Genomic DNA, 23853 nt, shown 5'->3' with positions numbered 1-23853 from the left:
GCAGGCCTGCACCCCCGCGGGTCTGCGGGCGTGCGCAGGTCTGCACACCCGCAGGTTCGCACGCCGCGGGGCCGGTGCCGGGTTCGGCGCTTCGTGTTCCGGCCCGACCCGGCCCGGCCCGGACTGACCCGGCCCGGCCCGGACTGACCCGGCCCGGCCCGGGTGAGGGCACCACCCCCCGGCACGGTACAAAGAGGCATGGCCGCGCACGAACAGGCATCTGAGGAACGACCGTCTGCCCAGGGCAGGGACGACGTCGATGCGGTGACACGGGCGGTGCTGACGGCGTCGAGGCTGCTGGTGGCCGTCTCCGCGCGGTCATTGGCGGCGTTCGAGGACCGGGTGACGCTGCCGCAGTTCCGGCTGCTCGTGGTCCTCGCCACGCACGGGGACGCCAAGCTGGTCTCGCTCGCCGAACGGCTGGGCGTCAATCCGTCGACCGCGATGCGCATGCTCGACCGGCTGATCGTCGCCGGTCTGGCCGAACGGCAGATCAACCCGGCCAACCGCCGGGAGACGGCGCTGCGGGTGACCCCCGAGGGGCTCCAACTGGTCGAGGACGTCACGGCCGGCCGCCGCCGGGAGGTCGCCTCGATCGTCGAACGCCTCGCGCCGGAGCAACGGTCCGCCCTGATCGAGGCGCTGACGGCGTTCGCCGCGGCGGGCGGTGAGCCGGACGTGTCCGGGGGCGGCGCGGACGCGTACCCCTTGGGCTGGGCACCCGACCCCGCCGCCCCCCAGGACGGCTGACGGTTCAGTCGGCGGTCGGAGCCAACTCCTCCTGCGACGAGGGCACCCGGGCGGCAGGAACAGCGCCACTGCCACCGTCGCTGCCGCTGCCGTTACCGGTCCGGGTGGCCGCCCGGTCGTCCTTGCCGCGCCACTCCTGGATCTTCGCGACGGCGGGCTGGGTCCAGCGCGCGGTGAGCGGGCCGACGATGACGAGGATCAGGACGTACGCGGTGGCGATGGGGCCGATGCGGGGCTCGGTCGCCACGGCCAGACCGGCGATGACGATGGAGAACTCGCCGCGCGCGACGAGCGTGCCGCCGGCCCGCCAGCGCCCGCGCGATCCGATACCGGCCCGCCGGGCCGCGTACCAGCCGGTGGCGATCTTGGTGAAGACGGTGACGACGGCCAGCAGCGCGGCCGGGAGCAGCACCGGCGGGATCTGCGTGGGATCGGTGGAGAGCCCGAAGAACACGAAGAAGACGGCGGCGAAGAGATCCCGCAACGGCGTCAGCAGCTTGCGCGCCCCCTCCGCGACCTCTCCGGAGAGCGCGATGCCGACGAGGAACGCTCCGACGGCCGCGGAGACCTGCAACTGCTGGGCCACCCCGGCGACCAGGACGGTCAGCCCGAGCACGACGAGCAGCAGCATCTCCGGATTGTCGGAGGACACGGCCCGGCTGATCAGCCGCCCGTGCCGCAGCGCGAGATAGAGCACGAACCCGACGGTGCCGAGCGCGACGAGCAGTGCGATGCTGCCTCCGGCGAAGCCCACGCCCGCGAGCATCGCGGTGAGCAGCGGCAGATAGACGGCCATCGAAAGGTCCTCGATGACCAGGACCCCGAGGATGACGGGCGTCTCCCGGTTACCGAGCCGCCCCAGGTCGGCCATGACCTTGGCGATCACCCCGGACGACGAGATCCAGGTGACCCCGGCCAGCGCCACGGCCCCCACGGGGCCCCACCCGAGCAGCAGTGCGGCGACGGCCCCCGGCGTCGCGTTGAGCACGAAGTCCACGGCCCCGGACGGGTATTGCGTCTTCAGACTGGTGACAAGCTCACTGGCGCTGTACTCCAGCCCCAGCAGGAGCAGCAGCAGGATGACACCGATCTCGGCGCCGACGGCGGTGAACTCCTCGCTGGCCCCGAGCGGCAGCAGCCCGCCGTCCCCGAACGCGAGCCCGGCCAGCAGATAGAGGGGGATCGGCGAGAGCCCTATTCGCCCGGCGAACCGCCCGATGATGCCCAGCCCCAGAATGACGGAGCCGAGCTCCACCAGCAGTGCGGTCGTGTCGTGCACGGTCAGCCCTCCGCAATGATTTCGGAGAGCGCGTCCACGCCCTCGCGGGTACCGACGGCGACGAGTGTGTCCCCGATGGCCAGCCGGAAGTCCGGCCCAGGTGACGGATGCGCACTGTGCGTACGCAGAACCGCCACGATCGACGCCCCGGTCCGGGTCCGAGCCCGGGTGTCCGCGAGCAGCCGGCCGCCGTACGGGGAACGCGTCCCGAGCGGTATGTGCTCGGTGACCAGATCAATGCCCTCGGTCCGTACGGCGTCGATCGGCGCGGCGTCGATGAGGTGGGCGAGCCCGGTCGCTTCCTGTGGAGTCAGGGGTACGGAGAGCGTGCACGAATCAGGATCGTCCTGGTCGTAGAACCCGATGAACCGGCGCCCGTCGTAGTGCACGACGACGGAGATGTGCTGGCCCGACTCGGTCGTGTAGTCGTACTGCACTCCGACTCCGGGCAGCGTGGTGCGGTGGGTTCCCATGGCTTCCTCCGGAGGAGTGGTGGTGTGCGGTGATGCACTTGATGATCTCTTTAGCTCCTCATTACCCTATCCGGAGGCCCCCGCCGTCTTGTATGTGTGGAACTTTCGCCCTTCGGTGAGGGGTGAGGTGGTGGGGTGAAGGTGTGCTGGGTCTGGCCGGGGCAGGCGAGGGGCTGAAGCCGATGGTGTGGGATTTGCCGGTATATGCCGGACTTCGCGAAGCTGCTTCAAAATGGCAGGATGCCTCGAAAGGACCCGAGGTCAGGCAGTCTGCTCCCCGTGCATGCGGGGATGAACCCCGGGTCAAGAAGGCCCGCCGCGGCGTCGAAACCTGCTCCCCGCACACGCGGGGATGAACCCCAAGCGGCGGGCGACGCCTGCACTGCAACACCGAATAGCCCCTGGCTGCTTACCGAATGGAGCACAGCGCGCCGTCCTCGAGCAATGCTCAGGACCTGTGGTTCGGCCTCGGGAGGGGTGCCTTGCGGAACGCGGAGGGCGTACCTACCCGAGTGATCGATTGATGGTCACCGAGTAGACCAGCGTTGCTGGGAGGGTCGGAAAGGCGCTGGGGCCGAACCGCACCAGCGCCGTGTCTCCTGTTCCGGTGGCCGGAAAGCCGATGACCTCGCCCGCATGGGCGAGGTCATCGGTGCTCACGGCGTTGCGGGTCGCCCCGCGGGCGCGGAGCTCGTCCCGTGGCCGGCGGCGGGTCCGTGGCCGGGCACGGGACAGGGGGTCACTCGGACCGCAGCGGGCCGCGGCCGAACATCGAGAGCACCTCGTAGCTCTTGTCCGCGGGGCCGGGCTCGCTCATCTCCATGGCGAACCCACCGGTGAACAGGTCCCGGTCCACGGGGCGTTCGTGGATCCAGTCCCGGATCACCTCGCGGAAGGTGATCTTCCAGACGCCGTCCCGTTCCTCGTACCGGTTGAACGTGCGGCTGGCGGCGATCAGTTCGCGTGACGGGTCACCGAACCGGTGGTACGAGAGGCGGTGGGTCTCCCCCTCGGCGGTCTTGCCGTCCACCTTGTACCACTCGTTCAGCAGGTAGTGGGTGGTGTTCTCGAACCGGGGCTTGAACTCATCGATGATCCAGTTCACCCATTCGTCCACCCCGCCTTCCTTCATGTCGCCCAGGCGGACGAAGGCGTCCTCGAAGTAGATCGATTTCAGCAGCGGGGCGTCACGCCGGTCGATCCCGCGGCAGTAGGCGACCTCGAGGTCGTGCAGCCGGTCCTTGACCTTCAGTTCCCTCAGGAGGCGAAGGTCCTCCTCGGTCACCACGCTGTCGGCGCGAGCCACATCGTCAGTCATTGCTTCTCTCTCTCGGGTGGGGGGCAGGCACGTAGGGGAACGCCGGAGCGGGTACGGCGGCGGGGTGCGGACCCCGTCACGCCTCGAGCTGACGGCCGGTACGGTCCGGGAGCAGGCGGATGGCGACGGCGGACACCAGGATCGTGAGGAGCCCGTAGCCGGTGACCAGTGCCGTTCCGTTGTCCGAGCTCTGCATCAGCCAGGTCGCGAGGAACGGGGCCGGCGCGGCGAAGATCATGTTTCCGCAGGTGAGGCCGAGGGCCGAGCCGGTGTACCGGATCGGGGTCGGCAGTGCCTCGGCGTAGAAGGCGCCCTGGCAGCCCGTCATGAACTGCACGCCGCACAGCGCGCCCGTGATGGCGAGCGCGGCCATCCACCAGTTGCCCGTGTTCAGGATCAGGAAGAAGGGGATGAGGAAGGCCAGCAGGATGGCGAGGCCGGTGAACAGGACGCGCTTGCGGCCGATCCGGTCGCTGCTCCAGCCGCCGAGCAGGCTCGCCCCGATGGAGATCGTGTTCGCGACGACCATCAGCCCGAACGTGGAGCTCTTGTCGAATCCGAGCTCGCCCGTGAGGTAGCTGGTGGCGAAGGTGACCATGATGTAGTAGAGCGCCCCCGGCGCGGCCCAGGCGAGCACCAGCAGCGTGACCGTCTTCCGGTGCTGCTTCAGCAGTCCGCGGGCCGGCTGCTCGCTCTTGCCCTCGCTGGCGAGGAAGGCCGGTGTCTCCTCGACGCGGTGCCGGATGTAGTAGCCGACGGCGATGAGCGCCACACTCATCAGGAAGGGCACCCGCCAGCCCCAGCCGTTGAACTGCTCCTCGGTGAGCCACGCCGCGAGGCCGGTCAGCGAGAGGGTGGCGAGCACCTGACTGATCGGTGATCCCACCGACATCAGGGCACCCGCGATACCGCGACGTCGGTTCGGCGAGTGCTCCATCACCATGAGCTGTGACCCGGTCAGTTCGCCCCCCAGGGCGAAGCCCTGCAGGAAGCGCAGGGTCACCAGCGCGGCCGGAGCCAGGATGCCCACACTGGCGTAGGTCGGAAGCAGGCCGATCAGCACCGATGCGACGCCCATGAGCAGCAGTGTGACCATGAGGACGTTCCGGCGACCGAGTCTGTCGCCCAGCCTGCCGAACAGGAGGCCGCCCAGGGGCCGTGCCACCAGTCCGACGCCGAAGGTCGCGAACGAGGCCAGCAGCGCGGTACCCGGCGCAAGCTCGGGGAAGAACAGCTGTGGGAACACCGTGGCCGACAACGCGCCGTACACGGAGAAGTCGAACCACTCCAGCGCGGAACCCAGCGCGCCGCTGACGACCGCCCGCCGGGCGGCGGGCGTCCCGCTCCCGTCCTCCGCACCCCCCGATGCCGCAACCGGCTGACCTGTTTCGACCTGCTCGTCGAGTTCACTGGCTCTCATCGCTCCACCTTCCTTGGTGTGTTCACTGCGCGGCACGTCACTCGAACTCACGGGCGGTTCACGCCTCTACGGCCACTTACGCCACGGGCGCGTAGAGGGGTGTTCTCGCGCCCAGTAGTCCGCACCACGCACGACACCCGTTCGGTGTGCGTTCATCTGCGAATGGCGAGAGCATTCACTATGAGGGATTAGCTAGTCAATCATTCCCTGTATGTGGGATGGTTCGCTCGTGAATACTCTCCAGACCGTGGACAGAGCACTTCGGCTGCTGGCACTGGCCCAGCGGGAGCCGGTCGTCACCCTCGCCCGTGCCGCCGGTGAACTGGGTGTGGGGACCTCCGTCGCCCATCGGCTCCTGGCCACCCTCGAGGCCCACGGCTTCATGCGCCGCTCCCTCGACGGCCCCGGCTACCGCCTCGGCCCGGCCATGACCAGCGCCCGCCCCGCCCACGCCGACACGGACTTCACCCACCTCGTCCAGGACGACCTGCTCGAACTGCAGGCGGCAACCGGCGAGACAGTGGAATTCGCGGTTCTCGAAGGGCAGGCGGTCCGCTACATCTACGGCATCGCCTCGCAGCACCACATGCGCATCGAAGCCAGAGCGGGAACGATCCTTCCCGCGCACATCGCGGCCTGCGGGCGAGCGCTCCTCGCCACCCTCACGACCGACCAGCTCCGCCGGATCTACCCGAACGAACCACTCCCGCACGGGGCGAAGACGATCACCCCGACCCGCACGGCCCTCGAAACGGAGCTGGAGCACGTCCGGCAGCGCGGCTACGCGCGCAACATCGAGGAGACCCAACCCGGCATCGCGGCACTCGCGCAGACGCTCCCCACCCCGCAGGGGTACCCGCCCATCGCCATCACCATCTCAGGGCCGCAAGCGCGACTGTGCTTCACACGCGACGACCCTTCCACCCCGTCGGAGACGGCACTCACCCAAGCCCTGCGCCAGGCGACACAGAAGATGCAGGCGAAACTCACCTCGAAGCTCCAGCACTGAGGGCTGCCCCGTCACCCCCGGCGGGCGCGCGACGCCGGCCACGGCACATCGCCGCGCGGTCGGAGCGTCCGCGTACACCCGGTACGCGGACGTACGCGGACGTACGCGGACGTACGCGGACGCTCCTGCGCCTGGCGATGCACCGCATCCGGCGCCGCGCGCCGCGCGCCGGTCCACCGCGGATGACGGGACAGCCCCGGGTCCGATCCCTCACGACGGTCGCCGGGTTCTTTGCCGGTCGGGGCGGGGCCGTCGCCCCGACCGCCGTCGCCCACGCGCCGTGGCACTCCCCGTACGTGCGGCCCGAGCCGCACCAGCAGGTGGCCGACCGCTGCGGAGGCCAGGGGAGGGCGCGGCCCCGGGCTGCCAGGGTGGTGGCGTACTGGGGGAGGAGGTCGGCGTCGTCGGGGATGAACCCACCTCCGGCGGCGCGGTGAACACCGCCGTGAACTGCTCCCCGCGCATGCGGGGATATGCCCACGCCCTACCGCGTTCGACGGCCGGCAGAGCCGATGACCGCACCGTGCGATCCAGCGGGCTGGGCGTGGACGTGCGCGTGCCCGGGCGGTTGTGTGTCACCGGCCGGGCACGCGCGGGGGTTGCTGAGGGGGCGGATCAGTCCGTGACCTCGATCTTGCCGTTCTGGGCGGTGGCGGCGGTCGCGTCCGGCTGGGCCGGGGCCTCCGGCTTCGGGGTCGCGCCCTTGAGGTTCTTCAGGAGGGCGGCGAGGTCGACGCCCGTGGTGGAGCTGAGGAGTTCCATGCCCTGGGCGACGTTGTCCGTGACGGTGCGGGACAGCTGGCTCGCGCCGTCCGTCGAGATCACGGTCAGCTTGTCGATGGCGCTCAGCGGCTCGGACGCCTTGGCGACGATGTGCGGGAGTGCTTCGACGAGCATCTGGAGTACGGCCGCGTCGCCGTACTGCGCGAAGGCGTCCGCCTTCTTCTGCATGGCCTCGGCCTCGGCCGAACCCCGTGCGGCGATGGCGGCGCCCTCGGCCTCGCCCTCGATGCGTACGGCGTCGGCGAGTGCGGAGCGGTGCAGCTTCTCGCCCTCACCGGTCAGGCGGGAGCGTTCGGCGTCCGCCTCGGCCTCCTTGACCTGGGCGATGCGGCGGGCCTCCGCCTCCTGCTCCGCCTGGTAGCGGGCGGCGTCGGCGGGCTTGCGGACCTTGGTGTCGAGCTCGCGGTCGGTCAGTGCCGCCTGGCGCTCGGCTACCTTCTCCTGCTCCTGGAGGACTTCCTGCTGGCGGGCGGCCTCGGCGAGCGGGCCGGCGGCGTTCGCCCGCGCGGTGGCGGCTTCCGTCTCGGCCTTGATCTCGGCCTGCTTGAGGTAGAACGTCCGCTCGGCGATGGCGATTTCCTCGGCGGCCTTCAGCCGGGCCTGCTCCGAGGCGCGGCGGGCGATCGCCTCGGCGATGTCGGCCTCCTGCTTGGCGCGGGCGGCCTCGGGGCGGCCGAGGTCCTCCAGGTAGGAGCCCTCGGTGGTGATGTCCTGGATCTGGAAGGCGTCCAGGATCAGGCCCTGCCCGGACAGGCTGGCCTCGGCCTCCTCCGCCACCTGGCCGGCGAACGCGGCCCGGTCGCGGATGATGTCCTCGACCGACATCCGGCCGACGATGGCGCGCAGTGCGCCGGAGAGCACTTCCTGGGTGAAGCCGACGATGCCGTTCTGCTGCTGGAGGAAGCGCTGGGCCGCGGCCCGGATGGCGTCCTCGCTGCCGCCGACCTTGACGATCGCGACGCCTTCGAGGTTGGACTTGACTCCGCGCAGCGTGACGGCCCCGCGCACGGCGATCGGGATGTGCCGGCTGGACAGGTCCAGGGTGAACTTCTGCTGGACGAACGGGACGACGAAGACGCCGCCGCCGACGACGACCTTCTGGCCACTGTTGTCGATGCTGGCCCGCCCGGTCACCGGGTCGACGGATTTCTTGCCGCGGCGGCCGGTGATGATGAACGCCTCGCTGGGCCCGGCGACCTTGTAGCGGGTGATGACCACGAGGGCCAGCAGGACGAGGAGTACGACGACTCCGACTATGGCGAGCAGTACTGGACTCATAAGGGTGTCCCCCTCTGCCTCCCGACGGGGACGGCAGTTCTGTTGCGAGTGGTGATGGACCGGCCGGCGTGCCGGCTCAGCGTTCGACGGGGCGGACCGAGACCGAGGTGGTCGAGAGTGTGGCCTCGACCCAGATCTCGGTGCCGCGTTCGACCGGTGCAGGGCTCTTCGCCGACAGCTTCACGACATGACCGCCCAGCCGCAGCAGTACCTCGCCGTAGCCGTCGGCCGGTATGGCCGTGACCACGGACCCGGAGGAGCCCACGAGATCCTCCTCGCGCGGTGTGGCATTGGTCTGGTCCCGCATCAGGGCCTGGCTGAACTTCCAGGTCAGCCAGGCCGCGACCAGACCGGCCAGGACACCGGCCCCGACGGCGGCGAACGTACCGACGCCGGTCGTGCCCAGCACGATGGCGCCGCCGAAACCGAGCATCGAGACGAAGCCGGCGATCACCGGAAGGGAGAGCAGCCCGTCGAAGAGGCCGTCCAGGACACCCCCGAAGAGGCCTTCGAGGACTCCGTCGAAGATCAGGGACAGTGCGAGCAGTACGACTCCCGCAATTCCGAGACCGAGAAACAAGGTCACGTGATCACCCCTCCCGGTCTGCAGAATCCCCGACCATTTCCGTCGAACTGGCTGGATGGTCCCATACATACCGGCGCGGCGACACTGCCGGGTCCCGGCAGTCTTCTACGCGCTCTGGATGCCGGAGAGGTGGCCGGCCAGGGTGTCCAGGGACTGGAACGTGGCCCCGAGGAGCGCCACGTGCTTCCAGCGCAGCACTCCCTCGGCGTCGATGAGGAACACCGCCCGCCGCACCCCGATGCCGGGCGCCGCGACACCGTACGTCCGTGCGATCTCACGGCCGGTGTCCGCCAGAAGCGGCATCCGCAGGCTGTGGGCGCGGGCGAAGGACTCATGGCTGTCCACGTCCTGGGGGCTGATTCCCCAGACCTCCGCGTCGAGCCCTTCGAAGGTCTCCATGCCGGAGGAGTACGAGCAGAGCTGCTTGGTGCACACGGCCGTGTTGTCGCCGGGGTAGAAGGCGAGGACCACGGCCCGGCCGCGGGCGGCGGAGAGCGTGTAGTCGCGGCGTTCGAATGTGTCACCGTCGAGTGCGCCCCCCGCGAGGGTGAAGTCCGGGACGGTCCGGCCGAGTTGTGGTGACGATGCCATGTCGTGTCCTTCGGTGTACGGCGCTGCGGTGATGGTGTGGCCCCTGCTTCGTACAGCATGCTCGTTACGGCTTCGTCCATCCGCACCGGAGGTACGCATGACGCAACGACGACCGCCGGAGGCGGCGGTACTCCTGCTGCACGGCGGGCGGGAGACCGGGATCGGGGCGCCGCTGCCCGGACTGTTCAATCTGCCCGCCGTGCGGATGCGTCCGTTCGCGCGCGCTGTGGGGCGTGCGCTGCCGGGTGACGTCCTGGTGCGTGCGGTCCGGTACGGGCACCGGGGCTGGAACGGGTCCCGGGCGGATCCGCTGCACGATGCCGTGCGCGCCCTGGACGAGTTGCGGCGGATGGTGGGGGAGATTCCGGTGGTGCTGGTGGGGCACTCGATGGGTGGCCGTGCCGCGCTCTACGCCGCCGGGCATCCGCTGGTACGGGGTGTGGTCGGGCTCGCCCCGTGGTGCCCGGACGGTGATCCGGTCGAGCAGCTAGCCGGGCGGGACGTCGTCCTCGTGCACGGCACCCGCGACCGTGTCACGAGCCCGGTGGCCTCCCGCACGCTCACCGCGCGGGCCCGCCGGGCCGGGGCCCGTACGTGCCTGGTCACCGTGCACGGTGGCGATCACGCGATGCTCCGCCGGGCCCCCACCTGGCACGGGCTGACCGCCGGCCTGGTCAGCGGGCTGCTGGGCCGGGCCCCGCTCCCCGGCCCCGTCGCCGAGGCGCTGCGGCTGCCGCCGGAGGCCTCGGCCGAGGACGGGACGGTGGACCTGGACCGGCTGCACACCGGCGGTGCGGCGGGTGCGGCGGGCGCGGTGGACAGGGCGGGCACGGGCGGCTCCCGCTGATCCGTCTCCCCCTCCCACTCATAGGCGTCCCCCTTCCGCTGATCGGCGGAAGGGTGGCCCGCGCTGGTCGGCGGGGGCCGCCCGGGGGTACGGGGCCGGTGCGGCGGTCTGCGGATGCGGGGCCCGTGCGGGCGGCCGACGATGGGAGCGGGGCAGTCGGGGGCCGGCGCCCTGCCCCAGGAGGTTGTCTTGCAGGCCGATGCGTACGCCGACATCCCGCCGCCGATCGACCCCTCGGCCCTCGCGGCCCTGATCGGCGGCACCACGGCCGGGGTCGGCATCCTGCGCCCCGCACCGCCCGGGGTGTTCCGGATGCGGCGGGCGGCGCTGACGGCGGTGCCGGGGCTGCTTGAGCGGTTCGCGCGGTTCGGGGTGGCGGGCGACTACATCGACCACCAGCCGGGTTCGGCCGTACCGCGTTGTCTGGCCACCAACCAGCTCGTCGTCGAGAACCTCACGGACGACGAGCAGCTGGGCCGTGTCGCGCCCTGCCCCGAACGGGTCGCCGTCTACCGGGCTCTCGGGATGCACTCGGCGGTCATCCTGCCGGTCTCCGTTCGCAGCGGGCCGATCGGCGTCCTCGGCCTGGTCAGGGCCGGGGGCTCGCCGCCGTTCACGGCCGAGGACGTGGTGGTCGCCCGGGAGCTCGCCGCGCGGGCCGCCGTCGATCTCGACCACGCGCGCCGCTTCACCCACGAGCACACCATCGCCCTGGAGCTGCAGCGCTCGCTGCTCTCCGAACCGCGTCCGCCGCATCCGCACATCGAGGTCGCCACCCGTTATCTGCCGGCCGACCGGCAGGCGCTGGTGGGCGGCGACTGGTTCGATGTCATCCCGCTGCGTGACGGGCGCCGTCCGAGGGGGGTGGGGTGCTGCTCCGGCGGCACTGTCAGTGGCGGCTGCGAGGATCGGTGTCATGAAGCCCTTCCTTCTCGCCGACATCGAGGCCGCGGTCCGCAGCAGCTGGGGCGCCGACACCACGACGCCCGAGTACCGGCCGCGCTGGACGCCCGGCAACCCCGCCCGGGACCAGTGCGGGGTCACCGCCCTGGTCCTGCACGACCTGCTGGGCGGTGACCTCGTACGCGGTGAGGTCCGGGTCGACGGGGTGCGCACGGACTACCACTGGTGGAACCGGCTGGGCCCGGGGACGGAGATCGACCTGACCCGCGAGCAGTTCGCCCCCGAGGAGATCGTCACCGGCGGCACGGTGATACCCCGGCCCCCGGAGATCGTCCGGCTGCGCGAGGAGTACGAGCTGCTCCGGGGCCGGGTCCTGGAGCTGCTGCACGGCCACGGGTAGCGGATCAGCCCAGTTCGAGGCTGGTGATGCCGAACAGCCCGGTGTGGTCGACGTCCGGCGTCGGGCCGGTGTACATGCGGGCCGTCTCGAACGACGGGGTGAGCCCGAGCTGTTCGGCGAGGCGTACCGCCGCCGGGTTGACGTCGGGCACGTCCACGGCGACCGGGGCGGACGGATCGGTTGCCGCGAGCGCGCTCACCAGGGCGGCGGCCGTCTCCGGGGTGGCCGCGTACAGCGGGCCGATGCGCGAGGAGGTACGGCAGGCGCGCAGCACGGCGAGCCCCTGCACCTCCCCCTCGCGCAGGGCGATCAGCGCGGTGCGGCCGGGGGCGGTGGTCCAGGCCGCGAGGAAGCCGTCGCGCTCCGCCGGGAAGAACCGGCGGTCGTACGCGGTGACCTGGCCGAAGGGCAGGGTGCGGGCGTCGACCAGGGTGACCCCGGGCGGCGGTGCGATGTCCACCGGCACCAGTCCCTCGTACCGCATGTTCGTCCAGGCCGGGCGGAAGCCGGATCTGCGGTAGTTGGCCTGTTGCTCCACCATCCCGTCGAGGCCGGTGTTGCGCCCGGACAGCCGGGCCGTCCCGGTGGCCCAGAGCCGGCTCCCGTAGCCCTGGCCGCGCCGTTCCGGGCGGGTGAGGTAGAAGCCCAGGAAGCCGAAGCCGGAGCCGTAGCGGATCACGGAGACGCAGGAGACGGGCGCACCGTCGAGCCTGCCGATCAGGAAGCCGCAGGGGTCTGCGGCGAAGAAGGCCTGACCGTCGGTCAGGCCCGGGTTCCAGCCCTCGGCGTGGGCCCAGTCCGCCATCATCCTGATGTCGTCCGCGCTTGCTGTGGTGATCTCGAATGTCGGCACGGAACAACCCATACCCGCCTGCCGGGCGGTTCAGCGACGACCCGCCCCGTTCACCACCCCGTCCAGAGCAGGTGGTTGACGAGGAGGGCGACGACGGCCTGGGCGGCCAGCCAGCCGCGGCGGCCGGGTGCGGGCAGCAGCGCGGCGGCGGGCAGCAGCCAGAGCATGAAGGGCTGCCAGATCCGTTCGGTCTCCGCCTTGCTCATCCCGGACAGGTCGGCGGCCAGCAGCGCGAGGAACGCCGCGAGTAGGACCAGGACCAGCCGCTGCGGCGCGGCCGTGGTTCCCGTCCGCAGCGCGCTCACGGCCCCGGGCGCGGCCCCCGCGGTCCGGCGCAGGCCCGCGATCGTCGCCGGTCCGACGGCGATCGCGGTGCAGGCGAGGTTGGCCCAGACCCAGTACCAGTACGGGCGGATTCCGCCCGCCGCCTGGTAGTAGCGCTCGACCAGCAGGTGGTACGCCTCCCACCAGTTGAAGTCCGCCAGGGTGAAGGCGGCCGGCACGACCAGGGCGCCCAGGACGAAGAGCGGGAGCGGCCGGGCGGTGCGGGTGAGCACGAGGACGGTCAGGAGCGGCAGCGCGATGAGTGTCAGGCCGTAACTGAGGTAGCAGGTCAGGCCGTACAGCAGCCCCGAGCCGAGTGCGGCGGCCGCGGGGCTGCGGACCTTTCCGGTCGCGGACAGGGTCAGCAGGGCGACGGACCAGGCGGCGACGGCGGTGAAATAGCCGTCCGCCGAGGTGCCGGCCCAGACCGCGACCGGTGCGAGGACGAGGAACGGTGCGGCACGGCGGGCGGTGCGTTCGTCGGCCAGGACGCGGACGGTGATCAGTGCGGCCACCGCGGCGGTGCTGCCGGTGACGATGCACCAGACCCCGGCCCAGGCGCCGCCGCCCAGCCCGATGTGGTCCAGCAGGACGAAGGTGAGGGTGGCGCCCGGCGGGTGTCCGGCGACATGGGCGGGCCAGTTGCCCGGCGGGCCGATCAGGATGTGGTCGTTGAAGCCGCGCAGGGCGGCGCCGATGTCGTCGAAGCGGCCGATGACACGCAGGTACTCGTGCTTGGTGGTGAGCCGTTCGGCGATGCCGCGGCCCCAGCCGTCGATCATCGCCAGTGAGAAGACCCAGGCGAGCGAGGTGCCCCAGCAGCTCAGCAGCAGGGTCCGCCACCGCAGCCGTTCGGCGAGGGCGGGACCGTACGCGACGACGAGCACGGCGACGGCGGGCGCGGCCGCGGTACCGGGGCCGACGTGCGGGTACCAGGACGCCAGCAGCGGTGGCCAGTGGACGTACAGGGTGTGGTCGGCGCTCTCGACGGCCCATCCGACGAGCGCGGCGACGACGACCAGCAGCCCACCCGCGCCGGCCGCGGCCAGGTCGAGGCGGTGGCCGGTGCGGTGGCCGGTGCGGGGGGCCCTGTCCGGTTCGGTGCGCTGCTCCGTGCGGTCCTTGGTCTTCACCCGGGCACGTTATGCACGCCGGGGCGGTGACGGCGGGTGCTGACGGGGCGCGTCACCGAACCGTCAGATTCCTTGCCCGATTCCTTACCCGACCGGGGCCACGGTGGGCAGCGGTCGGGTGGCGTCGGCGCCTCGCCAGGAGTCGTGCGCTCCCCTGTCTGTCCGGCCTGTGCCTGTTGATGTGCCGGCCGTTGGCCGCCCGTCGGCAGGCGACGCGCTACGAGCCGGTGAGCGAGCTGTCCCCCGATGTGTTCCTGGGGAACTGGCTGCTGATCACGGGCGCGCCGTTCGTGCCGTCGGCGCCCTGGCCGGCCGTCAGGACGCTCCGGCCGCGCCGCAGGGCGACGAACGGGCGGCCGTCCGACTCCCACTGATCGGCCGTCAGCCAGCCGAGCGGCCGGGCGTGGCGCAGCAGTGCCGGGGTGCCGAGCCGGGCCCAGGGGAAGGGGGCGGCGGGCGCGGGCCGGGCGCCGGCGGCGCGTCCGTCGTCCAGCTGGACCCTGACCCGTTCGTCGATGTCCTGCGGTGCGGTCTCGGCGATGAGCAGCCCGCCGGGGGCCAGTACGGACGCCGTGCGGTGCAGGAGCCGGCGCGGGTCGCCGCCGATGCCGATGTTGCCGTCGACGAGCAGGACGGTGCCCCAGCGGCCCTCGCCCGGCAGGGGTTCGAAGACCGAGCGGTGCAGTGCGGAGCCGCCGAGCCGCTGGGTGCGGGCCACCGCCGCCTCGCTGACGTCGATGCCGAGGGCGCGGTGGCCGCGGGCCGCCAGCGCCGCGACCAGCCGTCCGGGACCGCACCCGATGTCCAGGACGGGCCCCTCGCAGCGGTGCAGCGCCGACAGGTCCGCGGCGTCCGCGCCCGCGCACCAGCGCTCCACGTCCAGCGGCAGCAGCCAGCCGTCCGTGCGGCGCAGGAAGAGCGGGCCGTGGCCGTTGCGCAGGGCGTCGGCGTACGGGTCGGCGCTCCACGAGGTGGTGTCCTGGTGCGACGGGCGGACCGTCTCGCTGCGGGGAACCGTCCGGCTCATCGGACCGCCGCCCGGGTCAGCCCGGCGAGCACGGCGGCGAACCGGCCGTCCGGCGCCAGGGCGGCGACGTCCACGGCGTCGGCCGCCGTGTCCACGTCCCGCAGCCGGGGCAGATCACGCACCGTCAGCCCGGCGTCGACCAGCCTCCGGCGCTGCACCGCGCCGGTCTCCGGCACGGACATCGGCACCCCGCGCAGCAGCCCGGGGTCCGGCTCGGCCAGCCCCAGCGCCCAGAAGCCGCCGTCCTCGGCCGGGCCGAACCAGGCGTCGCAGCCGTCCCACGCATCGGGGGAGAGCGCGGGCGCCAGGTCGGCGGCGGTGATCTGCGGGGTGTCCATGCCGATGAGGAGCGTCGGCCCTGTGCAGGCGCCGAACGCGGCGGCGAGCCGTTCGTCGAGACCGCCCGCGCCCTGCGGCACCACCTCGATGCCCGGCGGCAGCCAGGGTCCGGGCGCCCCGTCGAGGACGACCGCCCGCCGTGCGGCGGGCAGCGCGAGGACGGTGCGCAGGGTGTCGGCGAGCGAGGCCTCGGCGAGCCGCGCGGCCTCCTGCGGGGTGAAGGGCGGCGTCAGCCGGGTCTTGACCCGGCCGGGCAGGGGCTCCTTGGCGATGACCAGCAGGGTCATGGCCGGGGAGGATCCGGTACCCGGGGCCGGCTTCACCGGGACACCTCGACAGCCACCGGCTCCGACACCGGCTCCGACACCGGCACCGGTGCCTCGCTCAGCACGGCGCGCATGTCACGCACCGCGTGCCAGGTGCCCCGCCAGGTGCCGGTGACCTTCGACTTCCCGGTGCGCGAGAGGTACGGGACGTCCGTCTCGGCGACCCGCAGGCCCGCATCCGCCGCCCGCACCACCATCTGCAGCGGGTAGCCGCTGCGCCGGTCGGTGAGGTCGAGCGCCAGCAGGTCCGCCCGGCGCGCGGCGCGCATCGGCCCCAGGTCGTGCAGCCGCAGCCCGGTACGTCTGCGGAGCAGCCGGGACAGCGCCAGATTGCCCGCACGGGCGTGCAGGGGCCAGGCGCCGAGCCGGTCGGGGCGCCGGCGGCCGAGCAGCAGATCGCTCTCGCCGTCCGCGATCCGGCGGACGAAGCCGGGGAGCAGCCCGGGGTCCAGGGACCCGTCGCAGTCGCAGAAGCAGACGAACTCCGCCTCGGCGGCGAGCAGCCCGGCGTGGCAGGCGGAGCCGAAGCCGCGCCGCGGCTCGTGCACCACCGTCGCGCCGAGCGAACGGGCCAGTTCGGCCGAGCCGTCGGTGGAGCCGTTGTCGACGACGATGGCGCGCCAGCCGCGCGGGATCGCGCCGAGCACCCCGGGCAGGGCGGCGGCTTCGTCCAGACAGGGCAGCACGATGTCGGCGCGGGGGCCGGAGTTGTCCGAGGGATTGGTCACGCGGCTCACCCTACGGAGCAGAAACCGACAATTCGGGCCATGGTTTCTTACGAAACGTGGACATCGACCGTGTGGCGGTGTCCGGTCGCCCTGTGCGCGGGGAGCGGGTGCCAGGGTGGGGCCATGCAGCCCGCCATTCCAGCCCGCCCGGAGCCCGAGAGCCGGGGGCCCGAGAGCCGGAGGCCCGGGGGCCGCGGACCCGAGGGTCACGGAGCCGGGGGCCGGGGGCCCGAGGGCCCTGGACCCGGGGGTGAGGACACCGTCCCCGCTCCCGTCCCCGCTCCCGTCCCCGCCCGCGTCCCCGGCCACGTTCTCGTCGTGGACGACGACCCGACCGTCTCCGAGGTCGTCGCCGGGTACCTGACCGCCGCCGGCTACAGCGTGGACCGCGCGGCCGACGGCCCGGCCGCGCTGGAGTGCTTCGCCCGCCGCCGCCCCGACCTGGTCGTCCTGGACCTGATGCTGCCCGGCATGGACGGCTTCGAGGTCTGCCGCCGGATGCGGGCACACGGCCGGGTGCCCGTCATCATGCTGACCGCGCGCGGGGACGAGGACGACCGCATCCTCGGCCTGGAGACGGGGGCGGACGACTACGTCACCAAGCCGTTCAGCCCCCGCGAGCTGGTCCTGCGCGTCGGCTCCGTGCTGCGCCGCGCGGGTGCGGCCGCCGCTCCCGCGGGCCGCTCGGCGCTGATCGAGGGCGGGGGCCTCGTCCTCGACCCGGCGGCCAGGCGCGCGACCCGGGACGGCCGGGTGCTGGCCCTCACCCTGCGCGAGTTCGACCTGCTGGCCTTCCTGCTGCGCCACCCCGGCCAGGTCTTCACCCGGGAGGAGCTGATGCGCGAGGTCTGGGGCTGGGACTTCGGCGACCTGTCGACGGTGACGGTCCATGTGCGCCGGCTGCGCGGCAAGGCCGAGGCGGACCCGGCCCGCCCGGAGCTGATCCGCACGGTCTGGGGCGTGGGCTACCGCCTCGACCTGCCGTCCGGCCCGGCGACGGACGCCCTTGCTGCCTCCGGCCGGGCGACGGACGCCCTTGCTGCCTCCGGCCGGGCGACGGACGCCCCTGTCGCCTCCGGCCCTGCGACGGACGTCTCTGCTGCCTCCGGCCCTGCGACGGACGCCTCTGCCGCCTCCGGCCCGGCGGACGCACCCACCACCTCCGGTCCGCCGGCAGACGCACCTGCCGCTCCCGGCCCGGCGGATGTCCTCACCGCCTCCGGTCCGCCGGCGGACGTCCCCGCCGCCCCCGGAGCACCGTCATGACCGACATACTCCTCATCGCGCTGTTCGCGTTCCTGGGCGCCGCCGCGGCCGGACTGCTCGGCGCGCTCGTCCTGCGGTTCTTCCGGCACCGCTCGCTCGTCGTCTCGCTGACCGTGGTCGCCGCGGTCGCCGTGACCGCGATGCTCGCCGGGACGCTGGCCGTCGCCTGGGCGATGTTCCTGTCGCCGCACGACCTGTCCGTGGTCACGACCGTCGTCGCGATGGCCGCCGTCGTCTCGCTCGCCACCGCGATGCTGCTCGGCCGCTGGGTGGCGGCGAGGAGCCGCGAGCTGACCCTCGCCGCCCGTTCGTTCGGCGACGGCGGGACCTTCGCGGCCCCCACGGCCCCGGCCACCGCCGAACTCGCCGCCCTCACCCGCGAACTGGCCGCCACCAGTGCCAAGCTCGACAGTTCACGTGAGCGCGAACGCGCCCTGGAGACCTCGCGGCGTGAGCTCGTCGCCTGGATCTCGCACGATCTGCGCACCCCGCTCGCCGGGCTGCGGGCCATGTCGGAGGCGCTGGAGGACGGCGTGGCCGTCGACCCGGGGCGCTATCTGCGGCAGATCCGCACCGAGGTGGAGCGCATGAACGACATGGTCGGCGACCTCTTCGAGCTCTCCCGCATCCACGCCGGTTCGCTCACCCTCACCCCCACCCGGATCTCCGTGTACGACCTGGTGGGCGACGCGCTCGCCGGTGCCGACCCGCTGGCCCGCGAGCACGGCGTACGGCTGGTCGGCGACCGGATCGAGGCGGTGCCGGTGGAGGTCGACGGCAAGGAGATGAGCCGGGTCCTGGGAAACCTCCTGATCAACGCGATCCGCCGCACCCCCGCCGACGGCACCGTCGCGGTGGCCGCGCAACGCACGGGCGGCGGTGTGGTCGTGTCGGTGACCGACGGCTGCGGGGGCATCCCGGAGCAGGACCTGGCCAGGGTCTTCGACACCGGATGGCGCGGCAGCCACGCCCGTACGCCCCCGGCCGGCGCGGGACTCGGGCTCGCCATCGTGCGCGGCATCGTCGAGGCGCACGCCGGCCGGGCCGAGGTCCGCAACGTCACCGGCGGCTGCTGCTTCGAGGTCACCCTGCCGGTGGCGTGAGCGTCAGAGCGCCGGGCTCACGGCCGTGGGTGAGGTCGTTGCGGCCATGCCCCGCAGCGGAGCCGCCGCGAACTCCGCCATCCCCTCGGCGAAGCCCACCGCGGGCTTCCAGCCCAGTTCGTCGCGGAGCCGCCGGGAGTCCGCCGTGACATGGCGTACGTCCCCGAGCCGGTACTCGCCGGTGACCACCGGAGCCGGGCCGCCGTGGGCCGACGCCAGGGCCGCGGCCATCTCGCCGATGGTGTGCGGCTCCCCGCTCCCGGTGTTGTACGCGGCGAAGCTGCCCGGCCGGAGCCCGGCAACGGCCTCCAGCGCGACCGCGTTCGCGGCGGCCACGTCCCGCACATGGACGAAGTCCCGCCGCTGGGCGCCGTCCTCGAAGACCTGCGGCGACTCGCCCCGGGCGAGGGACGAGCGGAAGAAGGAGGCCACCCCGGCGTACGGGGTGTCGCGCGGCATCCCCGGCCCGTACACGTTGTGGTAGCGCAGCGACAGCGCCCGGCCGCCCGTGGCGCGCGCCCAGGAGGAGGCGAGGTGTTCCTGGGCGAGCTTGGTCGTCGCGTACACATTGCGCGGGTCCACGGGCGCGTCCTCCCCGACGAGCCCCGGGACCAACTCCGTACCGCAGGACGGGCAGAGCGGCTCGAACCGGCCCGCGGCCAGATCGGTCTGCGCCCTCGGGCCCGGCCGGACCGGTCCGTGGAGCCGGCAGTCGTAGCGGCCCTCCCCGTAGACCACCATCGACCCGGCGAGCACCAGGCTCCGCACCCCGGCGGCGGCCGCGGCGGCGAGCAGCACGGCTGTTCCGAGGTCGTTGCACCCGACGTACTGCGGAGCGTCCGCGAAGTCCTTGCCCAGGCCGACCATCGCCGCCTGGTGGCACACGGCGTCGATGCCGTGCAGCGCACGGTCCACGGCCTCACGGTCGCGCATGTCCGCCACGATCAGCCGGCTGTCGGCCGGCCGGTCCGTCCCCTCGCCGTGTGCCGAGGGGAGCAGGGCGTCGAGCACCACCGCCTCGTGCCCGGCCGATGTGAGGGTCCGGACGATCTCCGACCCGATGAACCCGGCTCCGCCGGTGACCAGTACGCGCATGACGGCCACGCTAGGGCGCCGCGACCGGTGCGCCCGGTTGTGCGGTCGGCACGTCACGTATCCGTAAGAACCGGACCCGTTCGGCGGGACGGCTCAGCCGAGGAGGAACGCGCCCGCCGTGGCCGCGCCCAGTGCGGTCCCGGCCATCACCTGGCCGACCGTGTGGTAGCCGAGCGCGACCCGCGACCAGCACACGGCGGCCGTCATCAGGTACCCGAACAGCCACCACGGCGAATGGACCACGGCGAGCAGGGCGACGACGGCCGAGGCGACCGAGGCGTCCACCGAGATCTTCCAGACCGTGTTGACGGCCAGCAGGACGACCGTCATCGCCCAGAGCGCGAGCATCGCGGTCAGGATGCCGGAGGGGGCGCCGCCCAGCACCATGACCGCCGAACCGGTACCGATGGAGCCGAGGATGACGAGGAAGATCGGGGCCCGTTTGGTGCGGTCCACGACATGGCGGTCGCCCCAGGTGCCGCGTCCGCGCTCCCACTCGATGTAGCCGGCCGGGACGATCCCCGCGCACAGGGCGCCGAGCAGCCCCCAGAGCAGCCCCGTCCACTGGCCGGCCGCCGCGTATCCGGTCGCGAGCATGCCGGCGAGCAGGAGATTACGTGGCTGGAAGACATCGGTCACGGTACGGGCGGTGGAGGTGCGGGAGTGGCCCGCGGTGTCGGCGGCGTCCGCGGTGTCGGCGGTGCTCATGCTGTCTGCTCCTTGAGTGCTGCGGAGGACTCCAGGACCTGCCGGGCCTGTTCCGCCGTGACCGTCCGGTACGCGGCGGCGACCCGGACCAGCCAGGCGACCTCGTCGTCCTGGTCGGCCGCGTGCTGGGTGCCGACGGCCGCCGCGTTCCCCGGGGCCACACCGTCGCCGTGGGCCGCGAGGGCCGCCTTGATCCAGTACGCGTCTGTGAGCGGTCCGGTCCGCTCCCGGTCGGTGGTGCCGGCCCGGGCGGCGGCCCCGGCGGCCGCGAGAAGGGTCTCGGGGGCGTAGTGGCGCAGCTTCTCCACCGCGTCGGCGATGTCCGCCGCCCAGCGGTCGATCCGCAGGTCCGCCGGTGTGCCGAACCGGGTCAGTTCGCGGACCAGCGACGCCGGGGGGTCGAAGGGCTGGTCAGGGAAGGCCGCCATCAACTCGTACCAGAGCGCGTGCAGTCGCACCTGGGCCCGCCAGAGCTTCGCCCGGCGGCGGACGTTGCTCAGGGCGGGGACGGAGGCGCCCACCGCGAAGAAGGCGAACAGCACCACCTGCGCGGCCTCGGTGATCTCGTCGAAGTCCAGCGCGAAGGCCTCGCTCGGCCGGTCGATCACGCTGACCCAGAGGAACAGCGTCCGGCTGACGGTGTATCCGACGCCGATGAACATCGCGAACGTCATCATGCCGAGGCCGACCCGCAGCCGGCGGAGCCGGGCGCTCGCGGTGGCGAGTGCCCACTGGTAGGCGCAGACGGCGGAGGCGGTGCCGAGGTAGAGGTAGAACACGCTCATGTAGAGCGTCGCGCCCCACTGCCCGGCGTGGTCGGCGACGAAGCGGTCCGAGGGGACGGAACGGTCGACGACCGTGAAGAACAGCACGGTCAGCAGCACCAGCGTGGCGACCGACGCCTTGGCGGCCACATGCTGGATCAGCCGGGCGAACCGCACGTGCCGCGGGACCGCCCCGGCATCGGCGTACTGGCCGTAGATGGCGACGATGTAGCTGAGTATGGCCAGGATCGCGACGGTCGCCGTGTAGTGCTTGATCAGCACCGAGAGGTCGGTGACGGAGCTGTCGTTGAGCCCGACGCGCACGAACCGGGTCTTGGTCCACAGCGCGGCGGCGAACCCCGCGTAACAGCCCCACAGGGCCCGGCGGCGTCGGTCCTCCTCGTCGCCCCGGAGGGCGGCCGGCATGCGCCACAGGGCGACGGCTGTCATCAGGCCGGCTATCAGGTAGCCGGCGAGGTCCAGGGGGGTCACGGCAGAAGTCCTCGGGGTGGGGGGACGGGTTCGGCTGCGCGGACGACGGTCCGGCGCTAGGTGCGGCGGAACAGACCGCGGCGGCGGTGGGCGACCGGGCGCGAGAGCGAGTTGGCCAGCCGCCCCACCATGTCATCGCTCGTCACGTCCCTGGCCATTCGAGGGATGAGCGAGGCACCGAATTCGGCCATGCGTTCGTCGTGGGTGTCGTACTGCGCACGCGCCTGTACGGCGTCCGGGGCCCGGAGCGCGTCGGTGCCGACGACGCGGGCGATGAGTGAGGTGTCGAAGACGGGCAGCAGCCGCTGGAGTTGCTCGGCGTCGAGCGAGGTGCCGTGGTCGAACCACTCGTGGCACAGCTCGTGCAGGATGACGTGCTGGGTCTGGTAGGCGGTGGGGCGACGGCGGTAGAGCACGAAGCTGGTCCCGCCGGCCTTCAGCCGCAGCCCGCAGGCACCGTTGACGCGCGCCAGCCGGTCGGGCATCTCGTGCAGCACGATGGTGCGGCCGCCGGCCGCCTCCATGTTCGCCACCAGCCCCGCGACCGAGAAGGGGGCGGGCAGGGGGAGCCCGGCGAGCTTGTCCTCGCACTCTTTCCGCAGTTCGCGCAGGGACATGAAGGCCCTAACCCCGTGGTCCGCCGTCGGCCGGGCGCTGCCGGTCCTTCGCGTCCTCCAGCAGGGCGAGCGCGAACCGCAGCAGCTCCGGCGGCAGTCCGTCCTCGTCCAGTCCCCGTCCGGCCAGCCCGCTGATGTCCCCGCTGCGCCGCTTGGCCAGGAACTGGAGACCGTCGACGACGTCGTCGACGACCTCGGACTCCTCCTTGAAGAAGCGCCAGTCCACGCCGAAACCGAGGCCGAGTGCCTTGAGGATGTCCTCGGAGGGCTGGGTGACCTTGCCGGCCAGGATGTTGGAGAAGTAACTGTGCGAGAGCGAGCCGCCGCGCTCCTTGACCAGGTCCGCGAAGACCCGCCCCGAGATCTTCCGGCCGGGGAAGGTCTTCTCGACCATGTACTCGACCTTCTGCCGCAACGTCCTCAGCTCCGGCGCGCGTTCTTCGCCGCTGTCCATCCGGCCCCCCACGTATCCGTCCTCCGCCCGGTGTCCGTCCGGCTCCGCGCGGTGGTCCGATTCGGTCAACGGGCTCGTACTGTAACCAACCCCGGCCCGTCGCCCCCGGTGCTGGAGCGGCAGGCGGACACCGAAGGGGGACGTAGTGGAACATCCTGGTCCCGTGCACCGGAACAGGGTTGCGCAAATACTCTACGTCACTGTTAACTCGAAAAAACATGGGCAGGGGACCACGAGGGGAGTCCCTTGCCCGTGATTTCCGTACGGCTGCCCGTGAGTCCCGGACGCGACGTGTACGCGAACCGGGCCGCCCGTGACGCGGCAGGCCGCGCACATGGGCGTAGCCCTTCACGACGGGGGATGCGTGAAGGGCTACACCCGCATTATGGCCCGAGGTCAGGCCGTCATCAACTGACCTGCGGGTCCGTGTTCTTGGTGCGCGCGGCATGGGGCCCCGGCGGTACGGTCGCGGGAGGGCGTATGCGCCCGGATCCAGGGCCCCCGGGGGCGGCCCGGTCAGATAACTTCCCCCGTCCGGCCAGGGAAATCTGTCGCGGCTATGATAGAGACGATGGCTCGCACAACGAGAGTTTCTCCAACGGTCAACGAAGTCGGCGACACGCGGCAGGTGCACATGCCCCCCGAAACCCCTCCGCATGCCACCGACCGTCTCGATGACGACGACTACCCCGCCTACACGATGGGCCGCGCCGCGGAGATGATCGGCGCCACGCCCGGCTTCCTCCGTACGATCGGCGAGGCCAGGCTGATCACCCCCCTGCGGTCCGAAGGCGGCCACCGCCGCTACTCCCGCTACCAGCTCCGCATCGCCGCCCGCGCCCGGGAGCTCGTCGACGGGGGCACACCGATCGAGGCCGCCTGCCGCATCGTGATCCTGGAGGACCAGCTCGAAGAGGCGCTCCGGCTCAACGAGGAGCTGCGCGGGCCCACCCCGGCCCGCGACGGCGACGGTTAGGGCATCGAGGA

At 72.4% G+C, this 23853-nt stretch carries 24 protein-coding genes and 3 pseudogenes; 8 read left to right on the top strand and 19 right to left on the bottom strand.

Annotated features, from left to right (window positions below):
• The first annotated feature begins 198 nt into the window (after window positions 1-198).
• Window positions 199-750, top strand: a complete 552-nt coding sequence (locus FHX80_RS13450) for a MarR family winged helix-turn-helix transcriptional regulator (RefSeq protein WP_145764410.1) — start codon at window positions 199-201, stop codon at window positions 748-750.
• A 4-nt stretch (window positions 751-754) separates the two neighbouring features.
• Here FHX80_RS13450 and FHX80_RS13445 read toward each other — a convergent pair whose 3' ends face one another.
• The 5 genes from FHX80_RS13445 to FHX80_RS13430 all read right to left on the bottom strand — a co-directional run bounded on the left by FHX80_RS13445 (window position 755) and on the right by FHX80_RS13430 (window position 5240).
• Window positions 755-2029 (bottom strand): cation:proton antiporter, encoded by a 1275-nt coding sequence (locus tag FHX80_RS13445; RefSeq protein WP_145764409.1) that lies wholly within the window; start codon window positions 2027-2029, stop codon window positions 755-757.
• A gap of 2 nt (window positions 2030-2031) precedes the next feature.
• Window positions 2032-2502 (bottom strand): cation:proton antiporter regulatory subunit, encoded by a 471-nt coding sequence (locus FHX80_RS13440; RefSeq protein ID WP_145764408.1) that lies wholly within the window; start codon window positions 2500-2502, stop codon window positions 2032-2034.
• Between the two features lie 504 nt (window positions 2503-3006).
• Window positions 3007-3162 carry a hypothetical protein gene (locus FHX80_RS34690; RefSeq protein WP_167523527.1) on the bottom strand — a complete coding sequence of 52 codons (156 nt, stop codon included), beginning with the start codon at window positions 3160-3162 and terminating at the stop codon, window positions 3007-3009.
• Window positions 3163-3241: 79 nt separating this feature from the next.
• Entirely contained in the window at window positions 3242-3820 is a 579-nt protein-coding gene (locus FHX80_RS13435; protein ID WP_145764407.1) for a nuclear transport factor 2 family protein, read from the bottom strand.
• A 76-nt stretch (window positions 3821-3896) separates the two neighbouring features.
• Window positions 3897-5240 carry an MFS transporter gene (locus tag FHX80_RS13430; protein WP_145764406.1) on the bottom strand — a complete coding sequence of 448 codons (1344 nt, stop codon included), beginning with the start codon at window positions 5238-5240 and terminating at the stop codon, window positions 3897-3899.
• A 247-nt stretch (window positions 5241-5487) separates the two neighbouring features.
• On the opposite strand from FHX80_RS13430, the gene FHX80_RS13425 reads away from it, so the two are divergent.
• Window positions 5488-6249 (top strand): IclR family transcriptional regulator, encoded by a 762-nt coding sequence (locus FHX80_RS13425; protein ID WP_244318250.1) that lies wholly within the window; start codon window positions 5488-5490, stop codon window positions 6247-6249.
• Window positions 6250-6526: 277 nt separating this feature from the next.
• Here FHX80_RS13425 and FHX80_RS13420 read toward each other — a convergent pair.
• The 4 genes and pseudogenes from FHX80_RS13420 to FHX80_RS13405 all read right to left on the bottom strand — a co-directional run.
• A pseudogene (locus tag FHX80_RS13420) lies at window positions 6527-6652 on the bottom strand (SEC-C domain-containing protein); the annotation flags it as partial.
• Between the two features lie 212 nt (window positions 6653-6864).
• Window positions 6865-8310, bottom strand: coding sequence for a flotillin family protein (locus FHX80_RS13415; protein ID WP_145764404.1), 1446 nt, complete (start codon window positions 8308-8310; stop codon window positions 6865-6867).
• Window positions 8311-8386: 76 nt separating this feature from the next.
• Window positions 8387-8896, bottom strand: coding sequence for a hypothetical protein (locus tag FHX80_RS13410; protein WP_145764403.1), 510 nt, complete (start codon window positions 8894-8896; stop codon window positions 8387-8389).
• A 105-nt stretch (window positions 8897-9001) separates the two neighbouring features.
• Entirely contained in the window at window positions 9002-9487 is a 486-nt protein-coding gene (locus tag FHX80_RS13405) for a peroxiredoxin (protein WP_145764402.1), read from the bottom strand.
• 97 nt (window positions 9488-9584) lie between these two features.
• Between FHX80_RS13405 and FHX80_RS13400 the strand changes: the two genes are divergently transcribed.
• From FHX80_RS13400 to FHX80_RS13390, 3 genes and pseudogenes are all read left to right on the top strand, one after another.
• Window positions 9585-10334 carry an alpha/beta hydrolase gene (locus FHX80_RS13400; protein WP_145764401.1) on the top strand — a complete coding sequence of 250 codons (750 nt, stop codon included), beginning with the start codon at window positions 9585-9587 and terminating at the stop codon, window positions 10332-10334.
• Window positions 10335-10448: 114 nt separating this feature from the next.
• A pseudogene (locus FHX80_RS36570) lies at window positions 10449-10988 on the top strand (GAF domain-containing protein); the annotation flags it as partial.
• A gap of 262 nt (window positions 10989-11250) precedes the next feature.
• Window positions 11251-11637, top strand: coding sequence for a YunG family protein (locus FHX80_RS13390; RefSeq protein ID WP_145764400.1), 387 nt, complete (start codon window positions 11251-11253; stop codon window positions 11635-11637).
• Between the two features lie 4 nt (window positions 11638-11641).
• Here FHX80_RS13390 and FHX80_RS13385 read toward each other — a convergent pair whose 3' ends face one another.
• From FHX80_RS13385 to FHX80_RS13365, 5 genes are all read right to left on the bottom strand, one after another.
• Window positions 11642-12490 carry a GNAT family N-acetyltransferase gene (locus FHX80_RS13385; RefSeq protein WP_145764399.1) on the bottom strand — a complete coding sequence of 283 codons (849 nt, stop codon included), beginning with the start codon at window positions 12488-12490 and terminating at the stop codon, window positions 11642-11644.
• 50 nt (window positions 12491-12540) lie between these two features.
• Window positions 12541-13947, bottom strand: coding sequence for a hypothetical protein (locus FHX80_RS13380; RefSeq protein ID WP_145764398.1), 1407 nt, complete (start codon window positions 13945-13947; stop codon window positions 12541-12543).
• 217 nt (window positions 13948-14164) lie between these two features.
• On the bottom strand, window positions 14165-14974 hold the full coding sequence (locus FHX80_RS13375) for a class I SAM-dependent methyltransferase (RefSeq protein ID WP_145764397.1): 810 nt from the start codon (window positions 14972-14974) through the stop codon (window positions 14165-14167).
• Complete coding sequence (locus FHX80_RS13370) at window positions 14971-15600, bottom strand: TIGR04282 family arsenosugar biosynthesis glycosyltransferase (RefSeq protein ID WP_145764396.1); 630 nt, start codon at window positions 15598-15600, stop codon at window positions 14971-14973. The genes FHX80_RS13375 and FHX80_RS13370 overlap by 4 nt, the downstream gene beginning before the upstream one ends.
• Window positions 15601-15632: 32 nt before the next feature.
• Window positions 15633-16367 (bottom strand): glycosyltransferase family 2 protein, encoded by a 735-nt coding sequence (locus FHX80_RS13365; protein WP_145764395.1) that lies wholly within the window; start codon window positions 16365-16367, stop codon window positions 15633-15635.
• Window positions 16368-16634: 267 nt separating this feature from the next.
• On the opposite strand from FHX80_RS13365, the pseudogene FHX80_RS13360 reads away from it, so the two are divergent.
• Window positions 16635-17372 (top strand): annotated as a pseudogene (locus FHX80_RS13360) (response regulator transcription factor); the annotation flags it as partial.
• A 257-nt stretch (window positions 17373-17629) separates the two neighbouring features.
• The gene (locus tag FHX80_RS13355; protein ID WP_145764393.1) at window positions 17630-18736 is read left to right on the top strand and encodes a sensor histidine kinase; all 1107 of its coding nucleotides are present in this window, start codon (window positions 17630-17632) and stop codon (window positions 18734-18736) included.
• A gap of 3 nt (window positions 18737-18739) precedes the next feature.
• Here FHX80_RS13355 and FHX80_RS13350 read toward each other — a convergent pair whose 3' ends face one another.
• The 5 genes from FHX80_RS13350 to FHX80_RS13330 form a co-directional block, all read right to left on the bottom strand.
• The gene (locus FHX80_RS13350) at window positions 18740-19831 is read right to left on the bottom strand and encodes an NAD-dependent epimerase/dehydratase family protein (RefSeq protein ID WP_145764392.1); all 1092 of its coding nucleotides are present in this window, start codon (window positions 19829-19831) and stop codon (window positions 18740-18742) included.
• 93 nt (window positions 19832-19924) lie between these two features.
• Complete coding sequence (locus FHX80_RS13345) at window positions 19925-20539, bottom strand: phosphatase PAP2 family protein (RefSeq protein WP_145764391.1); 615 nt, start codon at window positions 20537-20539, stop codon at window positions 19925-19927.
• Window positions 20536-21795: an MAB_1171c family putative transporter gene (locus tag FHX80_RS13340; protein ID WP_145764390.1), complete on the bottom strand. Its 1260-nt coding sequence runs from the start codon at window positions 21793-21795 to the stop codon at window positions 20536-20538. The genes FHX80_RS13345 and FHX80_RS13340 overlap by 4 nt, the downstream gene beginning before the upstream one ends.
• A gap of 56 nt (window positions 21796-21851) precedes the next feature.
• Window positions 21852-22412, bottom strand: coding sequence for an intracellular growth attenuator family protein (locus tag FHX80_RS13335; protein WP_145764389.1), 561 nt, complete (start codon window positions 22410-22412; stop codon window positions 21852-21854).
• 7 nt (window positions 22413-22419) lie between these two features.
• Window positions 22420-22866 carry a hypothetical protein gene (locus FHX80_RS13330; protein ID WP_145767274.1) on the bottom strand — a complete coding sequence of 149 codons (447 nt, stop codon included), beginning with the start codon at window positions 22864-22866 and terminating at the stop codon, window positions 22420-22422.
• A 634-nt stretch (window positions 22867-23500) separates the two neighbouring features.
• Between FHX80_RS13330 and FHX80_RS13325 the strand changes: the two genes are divergently transcribed.
• Window positions 23501-23842 carry a MerR family transcriptional regulator gene (locus tag FHX80_RS13325; protein ID WP_145764388.1) on the top strand — a complete coding sequence of 114 codons (342 nt, stop codon included), beginning with the start codon at window positions 23501-23503 and terminating at the stop codon, window positions 23840-23842.
• The last annotated feature ends 11 nt before the right edge of the window (window positions 23843-23853 follow it).

It is taken from the genome of Streptomyces brevispora (assembly GCF_007829885.1).
Lineage (GTDB): Bacteria > Actinomycetota > Actinomycetes > Streptomycetales > Streptomycetaceae > Streptomyces > Streptomyces brevispora.
The sequence above is the reverse complement of the archived record's forward strand: the minus strand, read 5'-3'. Positions and strand labels throughout refer to the sequence as shown.

Bases quoted from the DNA above. Each gene is read 5' to 3' on its own strand.
- FHX80_RS13415 (WP_145764404.1), bottom strand. From the start codon at position 8,310: ATGAGTCCAGTACTGCTCGCCATAGTCGGAGTCGTCGTACTCCTCGTC.
- FHX80_RS13370 (WP_145764396.1), bottom strand. From the start codon at position 15,600: ATGACCCTGCTGGTCATCGCCAAGGAGCCCCTGCCCGGCCGGGTCAAG.
- FHX80_RS13325 (WP_145764388.1), top strand. From the start codon at position 23,501: ATGCCCCCCGAAACCCCTCCGCATGCCACCGACCGTCTCGATGACGAC.
- FHX80_RS13450 (WP_145764410.1), top strand. From the start codon at position 199: ATGGCCGCGCACGAACAGGCATCTGAGGAACGACCGTCTGCCCAGGGC.
- FHX80_RS13390 (WP_145764400.1), top strand. From the start codon at position 11,251: ATGAAGCCCTTCCTTCTCGCCGACATCGAGGCCGCGGTCCGCAGCAGC.
- FHX80_RS13430 (WP_145764406.1), bottom strand. From the start codon at position 5,240: ATGAGAGCCAGTGAACTCGACGAGCAGGTCGAAACAGGTCAGCCGGTT.
- FHX80_RS13345 (WP_145764391.1), bottom strand. From the start codon at position 20,539: ATGAGCACCGCCGACACCGCGGACGCCGCCGACACCGCGGGCCACTCC.
- FHX80_RS13375 (WP_145764397.1), bottom strand. From the start codon at position 14,974: ATGAGCCGGACGGTTCCCCGCAGCGAGACGGTCCGCCCGTCGCACCAG.
- FHX80_RS13435 (WP_145764407.1), bottom strand. From the start codon at position 3,820: ATGACTGACGATGTGGCTCGCGCCGACAGCGTGGTGACCGAGGAGGAC.
- FHX80_RS13440 (WP_145764408.1), bottom strand. From the start codon at position 2,502: ATGGGAACCCACCGCACCACGCTGCCCGGAGTCGGAGTGCAGTACGAC.
- FHX80_RS13330 (WP_145767274.1), bottom strand. From the start codon at position 22,866: ATGGACAGCGGCGAAGAACGCGCGCCGGAGCTGAGGACGTTGCGGCAG.
- FHX80_RS13405 (WP_145764402.1), bottom strand. From the start codon at position 9,487: ATGGCATCGTCACCACAACTCGGCCGGACCGTCCCGGACTTCACCCTC.
- FHX80_RS13355 (WP_145764393.1), top strand. From the start codon at position 17,630: ATGACCGACATACTCCTCATCGCGCTGTTCGCGTTCCTGGGCGCCGCC.
- FHX80_RS13400 (WP_145764401.1), top strand. From the start codon at position 9,585: ATGACGCAACGACGACCGCCGGAGGCGGCGGTACTCCTGCTGCACGGC.
- FHX80_RS13335 (WP_145764389.1), bottom strand. From the start codon at position 22,412: ATGTCCCTGCGCGAACTGCGGAAAGAGTGCGAGGACAAGCTCGCCGGG.
- FHX80_RS13350 (WP_145764392.1), bottom strand. From the start codon at position 19,831: ATGCGCGTACTGGTCACCGGCGGAGCCGGGTTCATCGGGTCGGAGATC.